Genomic DNA, 19,259 nt, shown 5'->3' with positions numbered 1-19,259 from the left:
GGGTGAGTGGGAAATCGTTCACTCCAGCATGCGTCGCGGTCTGCCCCTCGCGCATACCCCCGCTGGCGTATGCGCAACATACACCAGCCGGGTCAGCGCAGTGCTGCCGGGGTCCGATCCGTAGGGAGCGGCCGGGCACGAAACTGGAAGCACATCGTCCAGACATCGATACGAAGAGGCACCTTGTCAGCACCTATCCTGCAGGTTCGCGATCTGCACAAGCACTACGGCCGCGGGCCGAACCGTTTCGACGCACTGAAGGGGGTGTCGTTCGACGTCTTCGAGGGAGAGTCTCTCGCGATCGTCGGGAAGTCGGGATCCGGGAAGTCCACCCTGATGCATCTTCTCGCGTTGCTCGACCAGCCGAGCGCCGGATCGATCCTCCTCGCCGGCCAAGACGCGGCGACGCTGCGGGGGCGTGAACTGAACCGCACCAGGAACAAGACTTTCGGCTTCGTCTTCCAGCAGTTCTTCCTGACCTCCAACGCCAGCGTTCTCGACAACGTCGTCCTGCCGATGAAGATCGCGGGTGTCGGCCGAGCTGAACGGAAACGTCGCGGCCTTGCGGCGCTGTCCGAACTCGAACTCGAGACCAAGGCGAAGAACAAAGCGACGAATCTGTCCGGGGGCCAGAAGCAGCGCGCAGTGATCGCCCGCGCCCTGGTCAACAACCCGCGGGTCATTTTCGCCGACGAACCGACCGGCAACCTCGACACCGCCACCGGCGCCGTGGTGGAGGACATCCTCTTCGACCTCAACCGGACGCAGGGGATCACGCTGATCGTGGTCACCCATGACGAGGATCTCGCCGCCCGATGCGATCGCCGGATCTTCGTCCGAGACGGACTGATCGTGAACCGTGACGAAGACGAGGAGCTGGCCGCATGAAGATCACCGACGTCGCGACGAGCGCGATCGGAAACACGTTCCGTTCGAAGACTCGCACCACGCTCACCATTGTCGCAATCTTCATCGGCGGCTTCACGCTAACGATCACCAACGGCCTCGGCACGGGCATCAACCGGTACATCGACGACACAGTCGCCTCGATGGGCGCCACCGACGTCATGACCGTCACCCGCCCAGTAACCCAGGACACCACGAGCGGCCCGCAGAAGTACGAGCCCGGCCAAGTGACCTCAGATCAGGGGCCCCGCGGCCTGCAGACACTCGACCCGATCGGCCAGGCACAACTGGACCAGCTCGCCGGTATCGACGGGGTGCTCTCAGTGCAGCCGGTGAAGTCCGTCCAGGTCGATTACGTCCGTGCCAGCTCAGACGCGAGTTCCAGTACGGCGTATCAGATCAGTGTCGGCTCCTTCGTGGCCGGGATGAAGGTCCAACTCGCCGACGGATCACAGCCGTCCGAGACCGCCACCGAACCCCAGGTGGCGATCCCCGTCGACTACGTGAAGGCGCTCGGCTTCGCCAGCAACAGCGCCGCGCTCGGGCAGCAGGTCGTCTTCGGACTGAGCGACGCCATCGGCGGCGCCCACACCGTTGGCGCGACGATCGTCGGGATCTCCGAAGCGGGCCTCGGCGGAGGAAGCGCCAGCGCCACCCCGAACCAGGCCATGACCAACGCACTCTTCCAAGCGCAGAGCACAGGCCTCAGCGCCGCAAAAGCCGCGACATACAGCTCCGCGACCATCCGTTTCGACGACAAAGCGACCACGGATCAGGTGCAAGCCCTCAAAGACCGGCTCAGTGCGGCCGGCTACACCGGCACCACCCTCCAGGACACCCTCGGCAGCTTCAAGAGCGTCATCGACGCGATCGTGCTCGTCCTCAACGCATTCGCGATCATCGCTCTCCTCGCCGCGAGCTTCGGCATCGTGAACACGCTGTTCATGTCCGTCCAGGAGCGCACCCGCGAGATCGGCCTGATGAAAGCGATGGGAATGGGCGGCGGCAAGATCTTCGGCCTGTTCAGCTTCGAAGCCACCTTCATCGGCCTCCTCGGCTCCGCCATCGGCGTCGGCCTCGGCATGCTCGCCGGAACAGCTATCGGCTCCGCCCTCGGCACATCGATGTTCTCCAGCCTCCCCGGCCTCACCCTGATCGCCTTCGACCCCCTCTCCATCCTCGGGATCGTCCTCCTCGTCATGGGCATCGCGTTCCTTGCCGGAACCCTCCCCGCCGCACGCGCAGCCCGACAGGACCCTATCGAATCCCTCCGCTACGAATAGAGCCCTACCAGGAAGAAGGAGTGCCGGGCAGGCGCGAGAAACCGCGCCCGCCCGGCACTCGCCGTATCCGCGAAAGAGCGGGAGTCGCGGCTGAGCTCTCGATCACGTAGCATTGCGCGCTCGCACTCTTGAGTGATTCTCGCGGACTGACCGGCGAAGAGTTGCCCGAACTCAGAACGTGAGTGCCCAGAGGATGAGCGCGGCAATCGCCGCTTCGGTGACGCTGGGCTATGTCAAGAAAACACCGCGATGAGAACGGCGGTCGACGGCACATCATCCGGATGACCGAGGCCGGGCGCGGCTGAGAGGACGCAGGCCCACGAGTTGTAACAGCACTGGCTTGCTGACGTCGTCTCGACATTCACCGACGCTGAGCGAGCTCACCTGGTATCTGGACTGACGCTTCTCACGTGCATCGCCGAACCCTGACGACGGCGATATCAGTGCACTCGAGAGCCGAACGTGCCGGAAGGGCCTGATCGCTACGCTGGATAACGGGATTATCAGGATCGGGACCCTTACCCGGTCTTCGAGGTGGCGAGCTTGCGTTGGCATTTCGATTGCGCATGCCGGCAGCCCAGATCGAACCTCGTTGCCGCTTCTGAATCTGATCGGTCTGCTGCTTGTATCTGCCCGCGTTGCAGCTCGCTCCGGGTGCCTTCTCCGCCCGTCGTCGATCGGAATCGCCCGAGGGGTTTTGTCAGCGGGCGAGGTCTCGGCGGCGGAATCCGACGAATCCGATCGCGACGAACAATACGGTTATCAGGCTGATCCAGACCAACCCCCACCAGTCGGCGTCGTCCGTCGTGACGTTGGGGATGTGCCAGAACGGGCTGACCGCGAGGATCCAGTCCCAGAGCTTGAATGTCGGGCCCAGGAGGGTGAGTCCGAATGAAGCGAGCACTCCCAGCCAGGCGGCGAAAGCGATCTGGGGGCGCGCGCCGATAACGGCTACCGATACCGCGACGACAGTCCAGACGGCCGGGATGGTCGCGACTGCCTGGAGGAGCACGTCACCGAATTCCACGCCGATGTTGGCGGTCGCAGCCAGCGTCGCGATGAGCGTCCCGGCTATCAGGAGGAATATCGCCGGGGCGGCGAGAGCGAGGACCACATTGCTGGTGAAGTAGCGTTGGCGGCGCACCTTCGTGGCGATCATCGGCTCGACTCGATCTTCCATCTCCTCGGTGCGCACCTTGAGCATGATCTGCACGCCGGGGATGGCGGCGATGATGCCGACCAGGCTGAGGATCGTGACGAGGAATGCGGAGGTCAGGGCTTCCGGTGTAGTGGCACCGGCGGCGAGCACTTGCGCGACCGAATTGTTGTCGCCGAGGAGGTTGGTGATCGAGGTGGCGAAGTAGCCGAACACTCCGCCCAGGGCGATGAATGCGACTGTCCAGGTGATGATCGGTCCGCGGTTGAGTCGGAGAACGAGTCGCCAGGTGGAGCGGTCGCGCCCGCGCGCGGGTCCAGGGCGGGGCGCGATGGCTCCTTGTCCGAAATCGCGTCGGGCCTGCAGGACGAAGGCGACGCCGAGGAGCACGACGGTGAACGCGAGCGCGTACCAGAGCGGCCACCAATGGTTGCCAGTTGCCGGACGAGTCTCGGTCATCCAGCCGAGCGGGTTGATCCAGATGGTCCACTCGGGCGCGACGACGGCGTAGGCGAAACCGCGCAGTAGAAACAGCACGCCGAGCGTGCCGACCGCGAGGGAGTTGGCGGTGCGTAAGTCGGAGCCGATCTGGGCCGTGACCGCGGCGACGGCGGCCAACATCCAGCCGGTCGCAGTGAAGGTGGCGGCGAGGAGCATCGACGACTCCCAGTCGCCGCCGCACAACCCGGTGACGACGCCGGCGGTCACCCCCAACGCGAGGGAGCAGACGAACGCCAGTCCGACACCCGCGAGGAGTCGGCTGGCGCGGCCCATCACACCGGAGGCGAGCAGTTCGGCCTGGCCGGAGTCCTCCTGTCCACGAGTGGCGCGGGTGACAGCGAAGATCGCGCCCAGGGCTGCGATGAAGCCGCCGAGGGCGAGGCTGCGCCAGGCGTTGAACCCGTCGTTGGTCGAGAGGTCGAAGACGGGGCCGAAAATCAGCCCGATCGCCGGGTTCCCGCCGACCGCGGCGGCCAGTCCGGCACGGTCCTGCTGCGACGGGAAGATCAGCGGGTAGAGCAGAACGGCGGAACCCGACAGGAAAGTCGCGATGAGTATCCAGGGCGCGAAACTGGGTCCGTCGTGCTTGATCGACGTGCGCAGCAGTGGGGCGGTGCCCGCCAGCGCCGTGCTCATCGAGCCATCGCCGGTGCAGCGTCGTCGGCTTCGTAGAGGCGCAGGAAGAGGCTCTCCAGCGAGGGCGGCTCCACCGTGAGGGAGGCGATCCCGAGCGGGGTGAGTACGCTCATCGCGTCACCGATCCGGTTCGAGTCGACCGTGCCGCTGAGCTTCTGCCCGTCGAGGTGGATGTCGTGGAAGCCCGCGAGCTCCTGTGCGGACGGCGCCCGGTCGAGCACCGCGTGGATAGAGGTGCGAGTGTGCCCCCGCAGCTCGGTCAGCGTGCCGTTCTGGACGATGCGGCCGTCGCGGATGATGCTCAGCTGGTCGGCGAGCGTCTCTACCTCCGCCAGGATGTGGCTGGAGAGCAGCACGGTCGTCCCGCGCTCCTTGGCCTCGCCGATGACCTCCTGGAACACGCTCTCCATCAGTGGGTCGAGCCCGCTGGTCGGCTCGTCCAGGATGAGTAGCTCGACATCGGAAGCGAGGGCGGCCACGATCGCCACCTTCTGACGGTTGCCCTTCGAGTACTGCCTGCCGCGCTTGGTCGGATCGAGCTCGAACCGGTCGAGTAGGTCGACTCTGCGCTTCTCGTCCAGCCCGCCGCGAAGGGTCCCGAGCAGATCGATCGCCTCTCCGCCGGTCATCCCCGGCCAGAGGGAGACGTCGCCCGGCACGTATGCGAGCTTCTTGTGCAACTCGACGACGTCTTTCCACGGGTCACCGCCGAGCAGGCGGACGGTGCCGCCGTCCGCCCGGAGAAGGCCGAGCAGCACCCGGATGGTGGTAGACTTCCCTGCGCCGTTCGGGCCGAGGAAGCCGTGGACCTCCCCTTTCCGGACCGTGAGGTCGAGGCCGCGTAGAGCCTGGAACTTCCCGAACGACTTGGCCAGTCCATCGACCTCGATCACGGCTTCGTCTGCTCTCACTACTGTCTTTCCTTTGGTCGTCGTTCAGGACGGTTTACTGTGGATGTCTGGTGATTCGACACCGCTCGCCGAAGCTCGCAGCCAACGTGTTCGTACGCTACGCCTGCTGCAATACTCGAGCGATGGTGGGGGGTCGTGTCGCCGGCTCTACGGCCGGAGGGCGGTCAGGCGAGCACCGCCTCCGCTGCCACATCGCTGGGGTTCTCCTCGACGGTCAGGCGCCCCTGGTCGCGGAAGTGGCCGACGACGATGAGGATGAGGCCGAACACCGCCCAGGCGGTCAGCACGAGGATCGGGAATGCGGGATTCGCGTCATGGAAATATGACGTGTCCCGCAGGAGCGAGATTCCAGCTCCCGGTGGCAAGAACTGGCCGATTGCGCCCCAGGGGACAGGGAGGAACTCTTTCGGGAAGGATGCCCCCGAGATCGGGTTGCCGATGAGCATAAAGAGCACCGGCCCGACGGCGACGCCGATGCGACCGAATAGTGAGGCGAATCCGACGATCGTCGCTCCCATCGCGAGGAGTGTGAGCGCGAAGGCGCCGGCGTTGGCCCAGTAGGAGCCGCCGAGGAATCCGAACCAGCCCTGCATGATCCCCGCAATGGCGAGGCCGCCCACGATGGCATAGGTGAAGAGGGCGACGACGCGACGCCATGCTCCACTGACCGCGAACGTGATCCCAATACCACCGATCATTCCACCGAACACCAGGGGGAGCGCGGCTGCCGTCAGCCCGACGCCGCGCGGGTCAGTGCTGACCAGGGGAACGACGTCCGTCAGGGGCACGGTCACCGTCGGCACCGTCGGAGACCCGGCCGCCTTCGCGGCGGCGGCCGCCTGAGCTTGTGCCATCGTCTCCAGCTGGGTGTGCAGTTGCGTCATCAGCTGGTTCGTCGCGGCGCCCGCTGCCGACGCGGTGAGGACCTCGGGGGAGGTGCCGAGGATGATCGCTCCGTAGGCATCACGCGCCTTGATCTTCGACACGGCTGCTGCGCGATCGGAGACGACGATCAGATCGAACGCTCCGTCGGCCTGCTTGTCGAGCGTGGTCTTCACCTGATCGACCGCCTGCGCGGGCCCGGAGATCACGACCGGCACATTCTGCGGGTTGACGGTCGCGCTCGGCCACGAGAATGCGAGCACGATCACGCACACCACAGCCGAGAGCAGGACCCCGAGCACTCCTGCGCGCAGCCACGGCGTGTGGGGCGCAGCCAGTGCTGGTTGACCTGGCGTTTCTGGCGACGTCATCGGAATCTCCTCAGGTGAAATAAAAAACGATTACTCGTTCTTTATAGTTGAAGTCCGCATAGGATGCAATCGGAAAGGGAGGCCCGTGCCCAAGGTAACCGAGGCGTATCGCGAGGCGCGGAGGGATCAGATCATCGATGCCGCGATCGCATGCTTCATCCGGAATGGCATTCACGCCACGACGATGACCGATGTCATCGCCGAGTCCGGACTGTCGGCTGGTGCGATCTACGTCTACTTCGGGGGCAAGCAGGAGCTCGCGTTGGCTGCCGTGCGGCGCGAAGGGGCAGGGCGCTCATCGGGGATTGACGCCGCCAGTCTCGACGGGCCGATTTCGCCCGCGAACCTGCTTCGAGCGCTCGATGCCGACTTCGCCCGTCAACCGCGTACCAGGACGATCGTGATCCAGCTTTGGAGCGAAGCCGCGACCGACCCGGAATACGCGGAAGTCGCCACCAGTGCGTTCGCAGCGCTCGGATCCACGCTCTCCGCGCCGCTCACCAAGTGGGCGCAACAATCCCGAGACATGGGCCCGGATGCGGCCTTGCAGTGGGCGGAGAAGATAATGCCAGCCATGCTCGCGCTCCTGCAAGGGCTCGTCCTTCAGCAGACCATCGCGCCGGGTTTCGACAAGGAGCACTTCCTCGCCGGAGTTGATCTGCTCTTCTCATAGCGGTCTGCGCGGCATCGGCTCGAAGATAGAGCGAGGAGCCGCCCGACTGGACAATAAGGCTATCGCTTGGCCGAGGCGAAGCCAGCCGGTCAGTCATGGATCTGGGATCGGGGTCGCAGTCTTGCAGCGGGTCGTGAGGTGCACCGACTGAACCTCCGCGGTCAGTGACTTTATGAGCGCGAGCGGTTCGAAGTCTGGGGAGACCTCGACGCAGCTCACGTAATGGTCAGGCGAAAGGCGCGGAGCATCAACATGGCTTTTGAGACACGTATCCCGGCGATCCAGGATGTGACTATCAGGGGAGGGTGTATCTGCAAATCTTGCCGTTATACCCGTCCCCAAACTGACATAACGGTCATTAGCGGCTACACAAATAGGCTCGATTAAGCGGATCGGATTTGCTATGATGGTCATATGGCACCACGTTGGGCGGACTCGACCGCGAAGCACGGAGTCGCTCGGGCGGATGCGGTCTACGCGATGTTGCATGCGAGCTACACCGTGGACATTGCGGATCATGGCGACGGGACGGTCGACCGGCTCTACATCGGCCCTGAGCATGCTCAGACCGATCGTGAGCTGGAAGTCATCGTTCAGGTCGCCATCGATGGTTCGGGACGGGAGGCGTTCGTGTTCCACGTGATGCAGTTGGGACCGAGGTTCCGGAGAATGCGAGAGGAGTATCCCAATGGTTTCTGAACGTGATTTCGAGGCGGCGAGCGACCGCTACGCTGACCAGTCGATGCCTGTGGCGCCAACTGGACCGGCTCTGACCGGCGAAGCGGCCGCGGCCGCCGGCCGTGAATTCCTCGTAGCCGAGTACGGGTCGATCGAGGCAGTCGAGCGGGAGATCCGCCGTGGTCGCCGCAAGGTGGGCGATACCCGCCGCGGCGAGTCCCCGGTGGTGCGTGGCAGGATCTCGGATGAGGACTTCGCCGCGTTCAAGCGGTTGGAGGAAGCGACGGGGCGGACGCAGGCCGAGCTTGTGCGCGAGGGTGTTCACCTGCTGATCGAGCGACACAAGATCGCCAGCTGAACGCCTTGTCCAAGGCCGCAGGCGAAGAGACGCCGGCGCACGCGAAACCGCAGCGTGGCTGGGCTCGCCGATGGTGGCCGCTGCTTGCTTTGATCGCGGTGGTCTTGCTCGCTGTGGGATGGCTGCTCGGTCGCGTCTTGCCATTGAATCCCGTGGTCTGCAGCACGCGCATTCTGCCCGATACGGCGAGGTCGAGCGTCTGCGCGGCGACCGCCTTCTTGCTGCGACGGGTCACGTCCGCCGCGAGCAGCAGCCCCTCCTTCGGAGGCACGTACTCGGGGATGATCGTTCCGCGTCCGGGGCCGTCGCGCAGCAGGCCGACGCGCGCGACGATCGCGCCGACCACCGCCAGCATGCAGAGCAGGAGGCCGGCGACCGCTGCGAAGCCCCAGCCGGTGTCGAAGAGTCCGTCGGGGCGACCCGCGAAAGTGCCGGGGGCGAAGCCGATCGCGAACGTGAGATTCTCATGCGGACCGAGGTGGCCGGCACCGAAGCGATACCCGTCGCCTGTGCGCTCGACAGTCGCGGCCTCCGTTGAGCCCTGGACGCCGCGATACGCGGACGTGGTGCCCTGCAGGGCATCGGCCAGGCCGGAACCGAGATGCACGATCGCCGTCACGCGGTCGAAGGACTGCGCCCACCCGGTCCCGTTGGTGTCCCAATAGAACTCGTCATTGCCGGTATCGGCGAAGTAGCGCGTGACGTTCGACTGCCGGTAGGTGATGACGTAGGTCCGGTCGCCGTGCACGTAGTCCTTTGCCGCGATCGTCAGCGAGAGGACCCCACCGTCGGACGCCCTCGTGTACGGACGAGGCGTGCCCTTCTCGTCGGTCACCGACACCACCTCCAGGTCGGTCGGGTGGCCATCGTAGTTCTCGATCAGTGCGTGCGCATCGACGTGGTGGACACCGGCGACGTGAACCAGTACTCTGAACGCCCCGAGGAGGATTTCCCGCTCCCGCGCACGCAGTACGAGGAGCTCTACCTGCACGCCGACGACATGACCCTCTCGCGGGAGCCGAGTTCCATCGAGTCCTCGGTCTCGTACGAAGCGAGCGACGGAGTCGCGACGTTCGAGCTGACGTTCGATGAGGAAGTCGAACTCACCGGCTACATGAAGCTGCGGCTGTGGGTGGAGGCTGAGGGCGCGGATGACATGGACATCTTCGTCGCCGTGCAGAAAGCCGACCCGGGAAGGGAACTTCAGTCCAGTCGTCTACCTCGGCAACCCGCACCCGGGTGCCATTGGGATCCTGCGCGTGTCGCATCGCGAACTCGACGCCGAGGCCTCGACCCCGTTCGCTCCAGTTCAGACCCACGCTCACGAGCAGCTTCTGAGCCCTGGAGAGATCGTGCCCGTCGAGATCGCGGTATGGCCGTCGAGCCGGGTGTGTTACCCAGGGGAGCGACTGCGCCTGGTCATCTCTGGCCATCGGACGCCGTCGTGGTTCCTGCCCTTCGCGTGGGAGGTTCGCAACCAAGGTCGGCACACGCTTCATACCGGCGGGCAGTTCGACTCGCACCTCCTCGTTCCCGTCGTCCCCAGACGAAAGTATGCTTCGAAGCCGGCGGACGTGTCCGGCATCTTCGGGCCGGTCGGAGAATAGCGGTCGCGCGGGGCTCGACCGGTGACTGCCGCCAAGACTGCCCGCTCAACGGTTTCGCCAAACCCACCGGTTGCTCAGCGCTTTGGCGACAACGCTGAGCCGGTGCTCGGCAGTCAGGGTTCAAGGGCGCCTGTAAAGATTGCTAGCTTGGCTAGATTTATAGGCTTGTCCGGGCGAGCCTTGCGGTAAAGCGCTGACAAGCGCTCCGGCGCCCTGAGCGCTGAGCAAAGCTGCTGACCTCCGCAAGACTCGATCGATGGTGGGCCGGGCTTTCGTTCAGCCAACGGCGCAGTTCGTTAGGCCGGGACGGCTTTCGCTCGTACATCGGCCGGGTTCTCCTCGACTGCAAGGCGTCCCTGGTCACGGAAGTGTCCGACGACGATGAGGACGAGGCCGAGGACCGCCCACGCGCACAGAACGAGGATCGGGAAGGCGGAGTTCGCGTCGTGGAAGTACGACGTGTTGCGGAGCAGCGAGATCCCGGCGCCCGGCGGCAGGTACTGTCCGATCGCGCCCCAGGGGACGGGCAGGAACTCCTTCGGGAATTGGGCACCCGAGATCGGGTTGCCGATCAGCATGAACAGCACCGGGCCGACCGCGACGCCGATGCGGCCGATCAGGGATGCGAACCCGACGATTGTCGCTCCCATCGCCAGCAGGGTGAGGCCGAAGGCTCCGGCGTTCGCCCAGTAGGAGCCGCCCAGGAATCCGAACCAGCCCTGCAGGATCCCCGCGATCGCGAGGCCGCCGGCGATGCTGTAGCTGAAGAGGGCGAGTACCCGGCGCCAGGCTCCGCTGACGGCGAAGGTGATGGCGATACCGCCGATCATCCCGCCGAGGACGAGCGGCAACGCCGCGATGGTGAGCCCCACACCTCGAGAGTCCGTGCTGACGAGGGGGACGATGTCGGTGAGCGGTATGGTCACGGTCGGCACCGTCGGTGCGCCGGCGGCTTTGGCCGCAGCAGCAGCCTGCGCTTGCGCCATCGTCTGGAGCTGGGTGTGCAGCTGCGTCATCAGCTGGTTGGTGGCAGCGCCGGCGGCGGAGGCGGTGAGGACCTCCGGGGTGGTGCCCAGGACGATTGCGCCATAGGCGTCGCGTGACTGGATCTTGTCGACGGCGGATGCGCGGTCGGGCACGACGATCAGGTCGAATGCGCCGTCGGCCTGCTCGTCGAGCGTGCTCTTGACCTGGTCGACCGCCTGCGCCGGCCCGGTGATCGCGACGGGCAGGTTCTGGGGGTTAAGGGTCGCGCTCGGCCAGGAGAAGGCAAGGACGACGACGCAGACCACCGCGGAGAGCAGGACGCCCAGGACGGCGGACTGGAGCCACGGCGTGTGGGGCGCGTGGGGTGCGCTTTCGGTGCTCTGCTCTGGCGATGACATGTGATTCCCTCGAGTAAATAAAAGACGATTGCTCGTTCGCTTTTAGACAATAGCGGAGATACCATGTGGGCGGAAAGGGGTCGTATGCCGAAGGTGACCGAGGCGTATCGCGAGGCGCGCCGCCGTCAGATTCTGGATGCCGCGGTGTCGTGTTTCGTCCGGGGCGGCATCCACGCCACCACGATGGCCGACGTGATCGCGGAGTCCGGGTTGTCGTCCGGTGCCATCTACGACTACTACGGCAGCAAGCAGGAGCTCGCTCTGGCCGCAGTGCGACGGGAGGGCGCCGGCCGGGCGGCGGAGATCGAGGCGGCCGGCCACGAAGCGCCGATCCCGCCGAGCGCCGTGCTCCGCATCCTGGACGACGCCTTCGTCCGCCGGCCGAACGCCCCGAAGATCATCCTTCAGCTCTGGAGCGAGGCGGCGACGCAACCGGACTTCGCCGAGATCGCCAACAGCGCCTTCGACGAACTGAGACGGGCCTTCCGCGGTCCGTTGCTCGCGTGGGCACGAAGCGAGCACGGTCTCGACGACGCTGCCGCTGCCGCCTGGGCCGACCGGGTCGCTCCGACCATGCTCGCGCTCACCCAGGGTCTCGTCCTGCAGAAGACCGTCGTGCCGGGCTTCGAGCGGGAACGCTATTTCGCGGGAGTCGACGCGCTCTTCCAACTACAGGAACAGCCGGTCGCGGCACCAGGAGCGATCGCATGACACACGCGCCGGGCTCAGCGGAGGTCGACGTCTTCGCCATTCCACAGGTCGCCGCATTCGACGTCGAGCACATCGTTGCCGACGAGGTAGGCGCGGGCTCCGCGATCGCCGGTCAGTGTCCCGATCAGAGTGCTCCAGTGGCCGCGGCCGATGACCACGGGATGCCCCGGTCGTCCCGCGTAGATCGCCTGAGCGCATCCGGTGCTCATCGACGGCCCCAGCGCGCCGAGCACTCTGGTCAGGGCTTCAGCCGGAGCGGATGGGGTGTCGACCGGCGTCACGACCAGCGCCTCCGCGTCCGTCTCGCGGGCCGCGACGAGACCGGCGCGGAGTGTGGCCGACAGCCCATCGGCCCAGGCGCGGACCAGCACGACCTCGGCCGAGTCGGGTACGAGACGCGCCGCCTCCTCGGCACCGGCGCCGAGGCCGACGAACACACGATCGCAGCCGCCGTCACAGAGCATGCTCACGGCGAGTTCGACCCACGGCGTCCCGTCGGCCCGCCGCGCCAGGGCTTTGGGGCCGCCGAAGCGGGTGCCGGAGCCGGCGGCGAGGACGAGTCCGCACAGGCGGTGCGTGGATGCCGACATGATCTGCACAGCGTACCGACTCCCGATTCCAGCGGAAGGAGCTGCGGATGCTAGAGCTGGCGGAGCGACTGCTGCCGATCCTGCAATCTGGTGAGCGGGTCGCGGCGGTGTCGGTCATGCGTGTGCTGCGCAGTGCTCCGCACGGGGTCGGATCGACGATGGCCGTGACGGAGAGCGGCGCCATCATCGGGTCGATCTCGGGCGGCTGCGTGGAGAGCGACTCGGTGGTGCTCGCCCGTACTGTGTTGAGCGAGGGGACGGCCCGCACCGGCCGCTTCGGGTTCACCGATCAGGCAGCGCACGCGGCGGGGCTCGCCTGCGGGGGAGCGATCGAGCTCGTCGCCTATGAGATCGGGAGCCATAGCCGGGGGCTGCTGGAGCGAGCGGCCGACGGGAGGGCCGTCTCCCTCGGTGTCGTGACCTCCGGAACCGAGCTCGGCCGGATCATCGACGATCCCGGGCTCTTCACGCCGGCCGCCGTGGCGGGCCGGGAGAACGTCCTGGTGCCGGCGGCGTATGCGGCCGGCGCGTACGAGCCGGTCGATCTGCTGGTCCTCTCACGCGCGCCGAGGCCGCGGCTGATCATCCTCGGCGCCGGTGAGCACAGCGCGGCGCTATGCAGTCTGGCCGCGGCCGCCGGGTACGCCGTCACCGTCTGCGACGCATGGGAGCCGCTGGTCACCGCGTCGCGGTTCCCCGAGGCGGACGAGCTGGTCACGGCGTTCCCGGACGAGTACCTGGCGTCACTGGACGGCGAGGACGTGGACGCCAGGACGGCCATCTGCGTCCTGACGCATGACGAACGGCTCGATGTGCCCGCCTTGCGGATCGCCCTCGGCATGCCCGTCGGCTTCGTCGGCGCGATGGGGGCGCGGTCGACCGTCGCCCGACGCGCGGCTCTGCTCGCCGAGCAGGGCGTCGACGACAACGCGCTAAGCCGCCTGCACTCGCCCCTCGGCCTGGATCTCGGGGGTGCGACACCCGTCGAGACGGCGCTGTCGATCCTGGCCGAGATCACTGCAGCGCGGCACGGTGGGACCGGATCGCCGTTACGCGATGTCACGGGGCCGATGCACCATCGGCCGGTCGAACACGAAGAATCCTGTCGGGTGGCGCCCGTGGCTGCGGGAGCCGATCCGAGGGAACACGAGCGATGAGGGAGACGAACGTGGAAGATGTGCAGTTCACGGTCAACGGGCAGAGCCATGAACTGCAGCTGGACTCTCGGGTCAGTCTGCTCGACGCGCTGCGCGACCATCTCGGACTGACCGGAAGCAAGAAGGGCTGCGATCAGGGCGCGTGCGGAGCCTGCACGGTGATCGCGGATGGTCGGCGCATAGCATCCTGTCTGGCCCTCGCCACGCAGTACGACGGCGCCCAGATCACCACGATCGAAGGCGTCGGCGACCAAGGGGCGCCGCACCCGATGCAGCGCGCGTTCGTCGAGCACGACGGCTTCCAGTGCGGCTACTGCACCTCGGGCCAGATCTGCTCGGCGATCGCCATGCTGGCGGAGCACCGCTCCGGCGCTCCCAGTGTCGTCACCGCCGATCTCGGCGCAGCGCAGATCGAGCTCACCGATGAGGAGATCCGGGAGCGGATGAGTGGCAACCTCTGCCGCTGCGGGGCCTACAACGGCATCGTGGCCGCCATCCGGGAGGTCGCCGACGCTACCGAGGGGAGCGACCGATGAGACCGTTCGACTACATCCGCCCGTCCGACACCGCCGGGGCGCTGCAGGCACTCGCGGAGCCTGGCGCGGTCGCGCTGGGCGGCGGCACCAACCTGGTGGACCTGATGCGGCGCGGCATCGCGCACCCCGCCGCGCTGGTGGATCTCACGCGACTTCCGCTCACCGGCGTCCAGGAACTGCCGGACGGCGGCCTCCGCATCGGCTCGCTGGTACGCAACAGCGATCTGGCGGCCGATCCGCTCGTCAGACAGCGCTTCCCCGTACTGGCCCGCGCGCTCCTGTCCGGCGCGTCGGGTCAGGTGCGCAACATGGCCACCGTCGGCGGCAACCTCCTCCAGCGCACCCGTTGCCTTTACTTCGTGGACACGTCCGCCCCCTGTAACAAGCGCGAGCCCGGGACCGGATGCGCCGCCCTGGGCGGGTTCAACCGCAACACCGCTGTGCTCGGCGTGAGCGAGCACTGCATCGCCGCGCATCCCTCGGACATGGCGGTCGCCCTGGTGGCGCTGGATGCGATCGTCGAGGTCGAGAGCACGCACGGTTCGCGGCGGGTTCCGCTGAGCGACCTCCACAGGCTTCCCGGCGATCGCCCCGACCGTGAAACGACTCTGGAGGACGACGAGCTGATCGTCGCCGTCGAGCTTCCGCGCCCGGCGAGCCTCAACTCGACGTATCGCAAGGTCCGCGACCGGGCATCGTTCGCGTTCGCGCTGGTGTCGGTCGCGGCCGTCCTCGAAGTGTCCGGGAGAGAGATCACCGTGGCACGCCTCGCCCTCGGTGGCGTCGCGACGAAACCGTGGCGAGCGCGCGCCGCTGAGCGCCTCCTCCTCGGCGCAGCACCGACCGAGGAGACCTTCCGCGCCGCCGCCGACGCCGAACTCGCCGACGCCGACCCGAGAGACGGGAACGCCTTCAAAGTCGAACTCGCACGCAGGACGATCGTGGCGACGCTGCGCAGTCTGGCGGAGGAGGCGATCGCGGCATGAGCACGACGACGCGACAGAGCACAGTGGCGGGGGAGGCCGTGCAGTATGTCGGGCGGCCGCTCGACCGGGTCGACGGAGGCGCGAAGACGTCGGGGCAGGCCCGGTACTCCGGTGAGTACTCCTTCCCAGACCTGGCGTACGCCGCGCTGGTGCTCGCCGACATCCCACGAGGACGCATCAGCGCCATCCACGCGGAGGAAGCGGCGGCCGTCCCCGGCGTCGTCCGGGTGCTCACCCACGAGAACGCGCCGCGGATGGCACCGCCGCCCAAAGTGAACTACCTGAGGGCCGGAACCGCGGCCGGCGGGGCGCGGGTCAGCTACCTGAACACGGACGAAGTGTTCTGGAACGGCCAGCCCGTCGCCATGGTCGTCGCCGACAGCCAGGAGGCCGCGGATGACGCCGCCCGGCTGGTCCGCGTCGACTATGTGCCGCTGCCCGCGGAGACCGATTTCGTCGCAGCCCAGGAGCACGCCGTGCCGGTGAAGAACAACATCGTCATGATCGGCGAGGCGAAGGTGGGCCAACCGGAGGAGGCGCTGGCCGCCGCCGCCGCACGCGTCGACAACGAGTACTCGACGCCGCCGCACAACCACAACGCCATGGAGCCGCATGCGACGACGGCCGTCTGGGATGGCGACTCGCTGACGGTGTACGACGCGACCCAGAACATCGACTGGACCCGTCGGCACCTGGCCATGCGGTTCGAGGTGCCGGCGAGCGGCGTGCGGGTGATCGCCACCGCGGTCGGCGGCGGCTTCGGGGGCAAGGCGGCCGTCTGGGCCGGGACCCTCTTGGCCGTCCTCGCCGCTCGGGCCTGCGCGCGGCCGGTGCGATTGGTCTCCAGCCGCGAGACGGTCTACCGCACGGTCGGCGCGCGCACACCGACCGCCCAGCGCGTCGCCCTCGGCGCTGACCGCGACGGTCGCATCACCGCGCTCGTGCACACCGGCATCTCCCAGATCGGACGGGTCGGCGGGATGGCCGAGCCGGTGACCTCTCAGTCCGGCCACGTCTACACCGCGCCGAACATCCTGCTCCGGCAGGCCACCACGGAGCTGGATGCGCTCCCGAACACCTTCATGCGCGCTCCCGGAGAGGCGATGGGGTCATTCGCCCTCGAGTCCGCCCTCGACGAGCTCGCCGTCGAGCTGGGGATGGATCCTGTCGAGCTCCGATTGCGGAACGATCCCGAGCGCAGCCCCCTCGATGGGAAGCGCTTCACCCGGCGCGCCCGCCGATCGGTCTACGAGCGCGGCGCGGAGCGATTCGGCTGGGCCGAGCGGCCGTCCGCCCCGCGGGCGACGCGCGAGGGCCGCTGGCTGATCGGCTGGGGTGTGGCCGGAGCCTTCTACCTCCCCGCGCAGATGCCGGCGGACGTGTCGGTTCGGCTCAACGCCGACGGCACCGTTCTCGTCCGTTGCGCCTTCCAGGAGATCGGCATCGGCGCGGCGACGGCGCAAGCGCAGATCACTGCCGACGCACTCCATGTCCCCGTCGACGCGGTGACCGTCGAGCATGGCGACAGCCGGCTGCCACCGGGTCCCGGTGCGTTCGCCTCCGCTCAGACCGCCAGCGTCGCCGCTTCCGTGCTCGAGGCCTGCGAGCAGCTCACCGGCGAACTGGACCGTCTCCGCAAGCGTGGCCACGGGACAGGCCAGGATGCGCCGGGCGCGGTCGTCGCTGCCGGCGGCCTGCCCTTCATCGAGGCGCGGACCGGCTCGGACTCGGCGCTAGCCCGTGGCCTCTCCCAGGTGCGCTTCATCACGAACCTGGTCCGCGACCGCCGTCGCTTCGTCCGCGCGGCGACCGGGGCGCACTTCTGCCAGGTCAAGGTCGACGTCGACACCGGCGAGATCCGGGTGGCCCGCTGGCTCGGCGTCTTCGACGTCGGACGCGTCATCAACGCCAAGCTCGCGAGCAGTCAGCTCCGCGGCGGCATCATCATGGGCATCGGCGCCGGGCTCGAAGAAGAAGCACTGATCGACCCCCGCAACGGCCGGCACATGAACGCCGACCTCGTCGGCTACCACCTGCCGGTCCACGCCGATATCCCGGACATCGAAGTCGAATACCTCGACGAACCGGACCCGACCTCCCCGCTCGGCCTTCTCGGACTGGGCGAGGTCGGCATCACCGGCACCACAGCGGCACTGGCCAACGCCGTCTACCACGCCACCGGAGTGCGCGTGCGCGACCTTCCGATCACGCTCGATCGGCTTCTCTGAGCACGGGTCGGATGCAGAAGGAAACGAACTGACTGGAGGTAACCATGAGCACGTTCGGCGATTTCTACCGCAAGCAGTGGCCGCGCGTGGGCGCGGTCACGGCGATGGCTCTCGGAGGCGCGAGTGTCCTCGTCGCCAGCGCCAAGAAGCCGGAGCTGAACGTCCGAGCGCTCTCGGTGATGAACTCGGTGGCGATGTCCGCGCACCAGTACGAGGAATACGTCGACCCCGGGTACTTCCCCGGGATGGCGAACCGCACCATGTTCAAGAGCGACCAGCCGCGGAACTGGCCGATGAACACGCAGGGCCTGATGTGCGCGAACGTCGGCTTCTCCGCCCTCTACGTGCTGCCGATCCTGTTCCCGAAGGTGAAGTGGCTGGCGTTGCCGGCGGCGGCGCTCGGGATCTTCCAGGCCTTCGGGCACGGCGTCCTCATGCCCCGGATGGCGCACACGACGTACAGCCCGGGGTTCCTGACCTCCTTCTTGCTCCATGTCCCGGTCGGGATCGCCACGATCCGCGCGATCCACGCGAAGGGGCCGATCACCGGCGGCGACGTCGCGAAGTCCGCCGGCGCATTGGCCACGTTCTTGGTGGCAGGCGTGGTCGCCCCGAACTACCTGGCGGCCGACCGGAATTCTCCGTACGTGATCCCCGACGAGCAGATGGGGAAGTACGACGTCGAACCGGCAGCCGAGGAGTCCGGAGCGGAGGCCGCGAAATGAAGATCATCACCGTCGAAGAGCACTTCAGCGTGCCGGGAACCAGCGCCGTCGAGGGGATGGGCGCATCCGCGGGGCCGCTGGGCGACAGCAGCATGGACGGCGGGCTCGTCGGCGGCGCCGATCAGAGCGGACTCTCGATCGACGACCATCGTGTCGTGGCCATGGACGCCGCCGGGGTCGACGTGCAGGTGCTCTCGTCTCCCGAGACCCGGCCCGATCGGGTGGGCGAGACGAACGACTACGCCTCCGACGCGATCCGGCGCTACCCCGGCCGCTTCTCGGCGTTCGCGACCCTTCCCTGGACCCAGCCCGAAGCCGCGGCCGCCGAGCTGAAGCGCTGCGTCGACGACCTCGGGTTCGTCGGAGCGTTCGTCACCAACCGGGTGGAGGACGAATTCCTCGACGCAGAACGATTCGACCCGATCCTCAAGACGGCGGTCAACCTCGGTGTGCCCATCAACATCCACCCCGGGCTCCCGCCGGAGGCCATCCGCACCGCCGCCTACGGTGGCCTCTCCCCGATGGTCAGCGCCGTGTTCTCCAGCTTCGGCTACGGATGGCACGTCGACACCGGCACCCACGCCCTACACCTGATCCTGTCCGGAGTGTTCGACCGGTACCCCGACCTCCAGCTCATCCTCGGCCACTGGGGCGAGCTGATCCCCTACTACTTGCCCCGACTGGAGGACCGGATGCCGCCACGGGTGACCGGCCTGAAACGCCGCATCACCGACTACGTCATCGACAACATCCACATCTCGCCCAGCGGAATCTTCGACTACCGCAACCTGCAGCTATGCATTCAAATGCTCGGCGTCGAGCGCATTCTGTACGCGGTCGACTACCCGATCATGGGGCTGGAGGAGGCACGACCCTTCCTCGAGAACGCGCCGATCCCGGACGCCGACAAAGAGAAGATTGCGCACGGAAACGCCGAGCGCCTGCTGAGACTCTGAGCCGCTGACCGGACAGTGACGAA

Annotated in this window: 19 protein-coding genes and 2 pseudogenes; 14 read left to right on the top strand and 7 right to left on the bottom strand. The window is 67.3% G+C overall.

Going from position 1 to position 19,259, the window contains the following annotated elements:
* Positions 1–6 precede the first annotated feature (6 nt).
* Both ACPPVW_RS06590 and ACPPVW_RS06585 read left to right on the top strand, forming a co-directional pair.
* Positions 7–888: an ABC transporter ATP-binding protein gene (locus ACPPVW_RS06590; RefSeq protein ID WP_426625717.1), complete on the top strand. Its 882-nt coding sequence runs from the start codon at positions 7–9 to the stop codon at positions 886–888.
* On the top strand, positions 885–2,189 hold the full coding sequence (locus ACPPVW_RS06585; RefSeq protein WP_426625716.1) for an ABC transporter permease: 1,305 nt from the start codon (positions 885–887) through the stop codon (positions 2,187–2,189). Before ACPPVW_RS06590 ends, ACPPVW_RS06585 begins: the two co-directional genes overlap by 4 nt.
* 700 nt (positions 2,190–2,889) lie before the next feature.
* Here ACPPVW_RS06585 and ACPPVW_RS06580 read toward each other — a convergent pair.
* The 4 genes and pseudogenes from ACPPVW_RS06580 to ACPPVW_RS06565 all read right to left on the bottom strand — a co-directional run bounded on the left by ACPPVW_RS06580 (position 2,890) and on the right by ACPPVW_RS06565 (position 6,646).
* Positions 2,890–4,482 carry an ABC transporter permease gene (locus ACPPVW_RS06580; protein WP_426625715.1) on the bottom strand — a complete coding sequence of 531 codons (1,593 nt, stop codon included), beginning with the start codon at positions 4,480–4,482 and terminating at the stop codon, positions 2,890–2,892.
* Positions 4,479–4,961, bottom strand: a complete 483-nt coding sequence (locus tag ACPPVW_RS06575) for an AAA family ATPase (protein ID WP_426626259.1) — start codon at positions 4,959–4,961, stop codon at positions 4,479–4,481. Before ACPPVW_RS06575 ends, ACPPVW_RS06580 begins: the two co-directional genes overlap by 4 nt.
* A gap of 6 nt (positions 4,962–4,967) precedes the next feature.
* Positions 4,968–5,312: pseudogene (locus ACPPVW_RS06570) on the bottom strand (ATP-binding cassette domain-containing protein); the annotation flags it as partial.
* Between the two features lie 245 nt (positions 5,313–5,557).
* On the bottom strand, positions 5,558–6,646 hold the full coding sequence (locus tag ACPPVW_RS06565; RefSeq protein ID WP_426625714.1) for an ABC transporter permease: 1,089 nt from the start codon (positions 6,644–6,646) through the stop codon (positions 5,558–5,560).
* Between the two features lie 85 nt (positions 6,647–6,731).
* Between ACPPVW_RS06565 and ACPPVW_RS06560 the strand changes: the two genes are divergently transcribed.
* The 3 genes from ACPPVW_RS06560 (at position 6,732) to ACPPVW_RS06550 (ending at position 8,355) form a co-directional block, all read left to right on the top strand.
* Positions 6,732–7,319 (top strand): TetR/AcrR family transcriptional regulator, encoded by a 588-nt coding sequence (locus ACPPVW_RS06560; RefSeq protein WP_426625713.1) that lies wholly within the window; start codon positions 6,732–6,734, stop codon positions 7,317–7,319.
* Between the two features lie 414 nt (positions 7,320–7,733).
* Positions 7,734–8,018 carry a hypothetical protein gene (locus ACPPVW_RS06555; RefSeq protein ID WP_426625712.1) on the top strand — a complete coding sequence of 95 codons (285 nt, stop codon included), beginning with the start codon at positions 7,734–7,736 and terminating at the stop codon, positions 8,016–8,018.
* On the top strand, positions 8,008–8,355 hold the full coding sequence (locus tag ACPPVW_RS06550) for a hypothetical protein (protein WP_426625711.1): 348 nt from the start codon (positions 8,008–8,010) through the stop codon (positions 8,353–8,355). Before ACPPVW_RS06555 ends, ACPPVW_RS06550 begins: the two co-directional genes overlap by 11 nt.
* Here the strand turns inward: ACPPVW_RS06550 and ACPPVW_RS06545 are convergent.
* Positions 8,261–9,346 (bottom strand): DUF2207 domain-containing protein, encoded by a 1,086-nt coding sequence (locus ACPPVW_RS06545; protein WP_426625710.1) that lies wholly within the window; start codon positions 9,344–9,346, stop codon positions 8,261–8,263. The two genes, ACPPVW_RS06550 and ACPPVW_RS06545, sit on opposite strands and share 95 nt — an antisense overlap.
* Between ACPPVW_RS06545 and ACPPVW_RS06540 the strand changes: the two are divergent.
* Together ACPPVW_RS06540 and ACPPVW_RS06535 are read left to right on the top strand one after the other, a co-directional pair.
* Positions 9,242–9,490 (top strand): annotated as a pseudogene (locus tag ACPPVW_RS06540) (CocE/NonD family hydrolase C-terminal non-catalytic domain-containing protein); the annotation flags it as partial. The gene ACPPVW_RS06545 and the pseudogene ACPPVW_RS06540 sit on opposite strands and share 105 nt — an antisense overlap.
* A gap of 16 nt (positions 9,491–9,506) precedes the next feature.
* Positions 9,507–9,962 carry a CocE/NonD family hydrolase C-terminal non-catalytic domain-containing protein gene (locus ACPPVW_RS06535; RefSeq protein WP_426625709.1) on the top strand — a complete coding sequence of 152 codons (456 nt, stop codon included), beginning with the start codon at positions 9,507–9,509 and terminating at the stop codon, positions 9,960–9,962.
* Between the two features lie 296 nt (positions 9,963–10,258).
* On the opposite strand, the gene ACPPVW_RS06530 is transcribed toward ACPPVW_RS06535, so the two are convergent.
* Complete coding sequence (locus tag ACPPVW_RS06530) at positions 10,259–11,347, bottom strand: ABC transporter permease (protein WP_426625708.1); 1,089 nt, start codon at positions 11,345–11,347, stop codon at positions 10,259–10,261.
* 84 nt (positions 11,348–11,431) lie between these two features.
* Between ACPPVW_RS06530 and ACPPVW_RS06525 the strand changes: the two genes are divergently transcribed.
* Positions 11,432–12,058 (top strand): TetR/AcrR family transcriptional regulator, encoded by a 627-nt coding sequence (locus ACPPVW_RS06525; RefSeq protein WP_426625707.1) that lies wholly within the window; start codon positions 11,432–11,434, stop codon positions 12,056–12,058.
* Between the two features lie 14 nt (positions 12,059–12,072).
* Here the strand turns inward: ACPPVW_RS06525 and ACPPVW_RS06520 are convergent, their stop codons facing one another.
* Positions 12,073–12,648, bottom strand: coding sequence for a nucleotidyltransferase family protein (locus ACPPVW_RS06520; protein WP_426625706.1), 576 nt, complete (start codon positions 12,646–12,648; stop codon positions 12,073–12,075).
* 47 nt (positions 12,649–12,695) lie between these two features.
* Here ACPPVW_RS06520 and ACPPVW_RS06515 point away from each other — a divergent pair, with 47 nt between their 5' ends.
* The 6 genes from ACPPVW_RS06515 to ACPPVW_RS06490 are packed head-to-tail and all read left to right on the top strand — an operon-like array spanning position 12,696 to position 19,236.
* The gene (locus tag ACPPVW_RS06515) at positions 12,696–13,805 is read left to right on the top strand and encodes an XdhC family protein (RefSeq protein ID WP_426625705.1); all 1,110 of its coding nucleotides are present in this window, start codon (positions 12,696–12,698) and stop codon (positions 13,803–13,805) included.
* 11 nt (positions 13,806–13,816) lie between these two features.
* Positions 13,817–14,341, top strand: coding sequence for a 2Fe-2S iron-sulfur cluster-binding protein (locus tag ACPPVW_RS06510; protein ID WP_426625704.1), 525 nt, complete (start codon positions 13,817–13,819; stop codon positions 14,339–14,341).
* Positions 14,338–15,327 (top strand): FAD binding domain-containing protein, encoded by a 990-nt coding sequence (locus ACPPVW_RS06505; RefSeq protein WP_426625703.1) that lies wholly within the window; start codon positions 14,338–14,340, stop codon positions 15,325–15,327. The genes ACPPVW_RS06510 and ACPPVW_RS06505 overlap by 4 nt, the downstream gene beginning before the upstream one ends.
* Entirely contained in the window at positions 15,324–17,555 is a 2,232-nt protein-coding gene (locus tag ACPPVW_RS06500; RefSeq protein WP_426625702.1) for a xanthine dehydrogenase family protein molybdopterin-binding subunit, read from the top strand. The genes ACPPVW_RS06505 and ACPPVW_RS06500 overlap by 4 nt, the downstream gene beginning before the upstream one ends.
* Positions 17,556–17,599: 44 nt before the next feature.
* Positions 17,600–18,280, top strand: a complete 681-nt coding sequence (locus ACPPVW_RS06495; RefSeq protein ID WP_426625701.1) for an HXXEE domain-containing protein — start codon at positions 17,600–17,602, stop codon at positions 18,278–18,280.
* A complete protein-coding gene (locus tag ACPPVW_RS06490) occupies positions 18,277–19,236 on the top strand; it encodes an amidohydrolase family protein (RefSeq protein ID WP_426625700.1) in 960 nt (319 codons plus the stop codon). Before ACPPVW_RS06495 ends, ACPPVW_RS06490 begins: the two co-directional genes overlap by 4 nt.
* The last annotated feature ends 23 nt before the right edge of the window (positions 19,237–19,259 follow it).

Source organism: Leifsonia sp. McL0607 (genome assembly GCF_049993355.1).
In the GTDB taxonomy this organism is placed as follows: domain Bacteria; phylum Actinomycetota; class Actinomycetes; order Actinomycetales; family Microbacteriaceae; genus Leifsonia.
The sequence above is the reverse complement of the archived record's forward strand: the minus strand, read 5'-3'. Positions and strand labels throughout refer to the sequence as shown.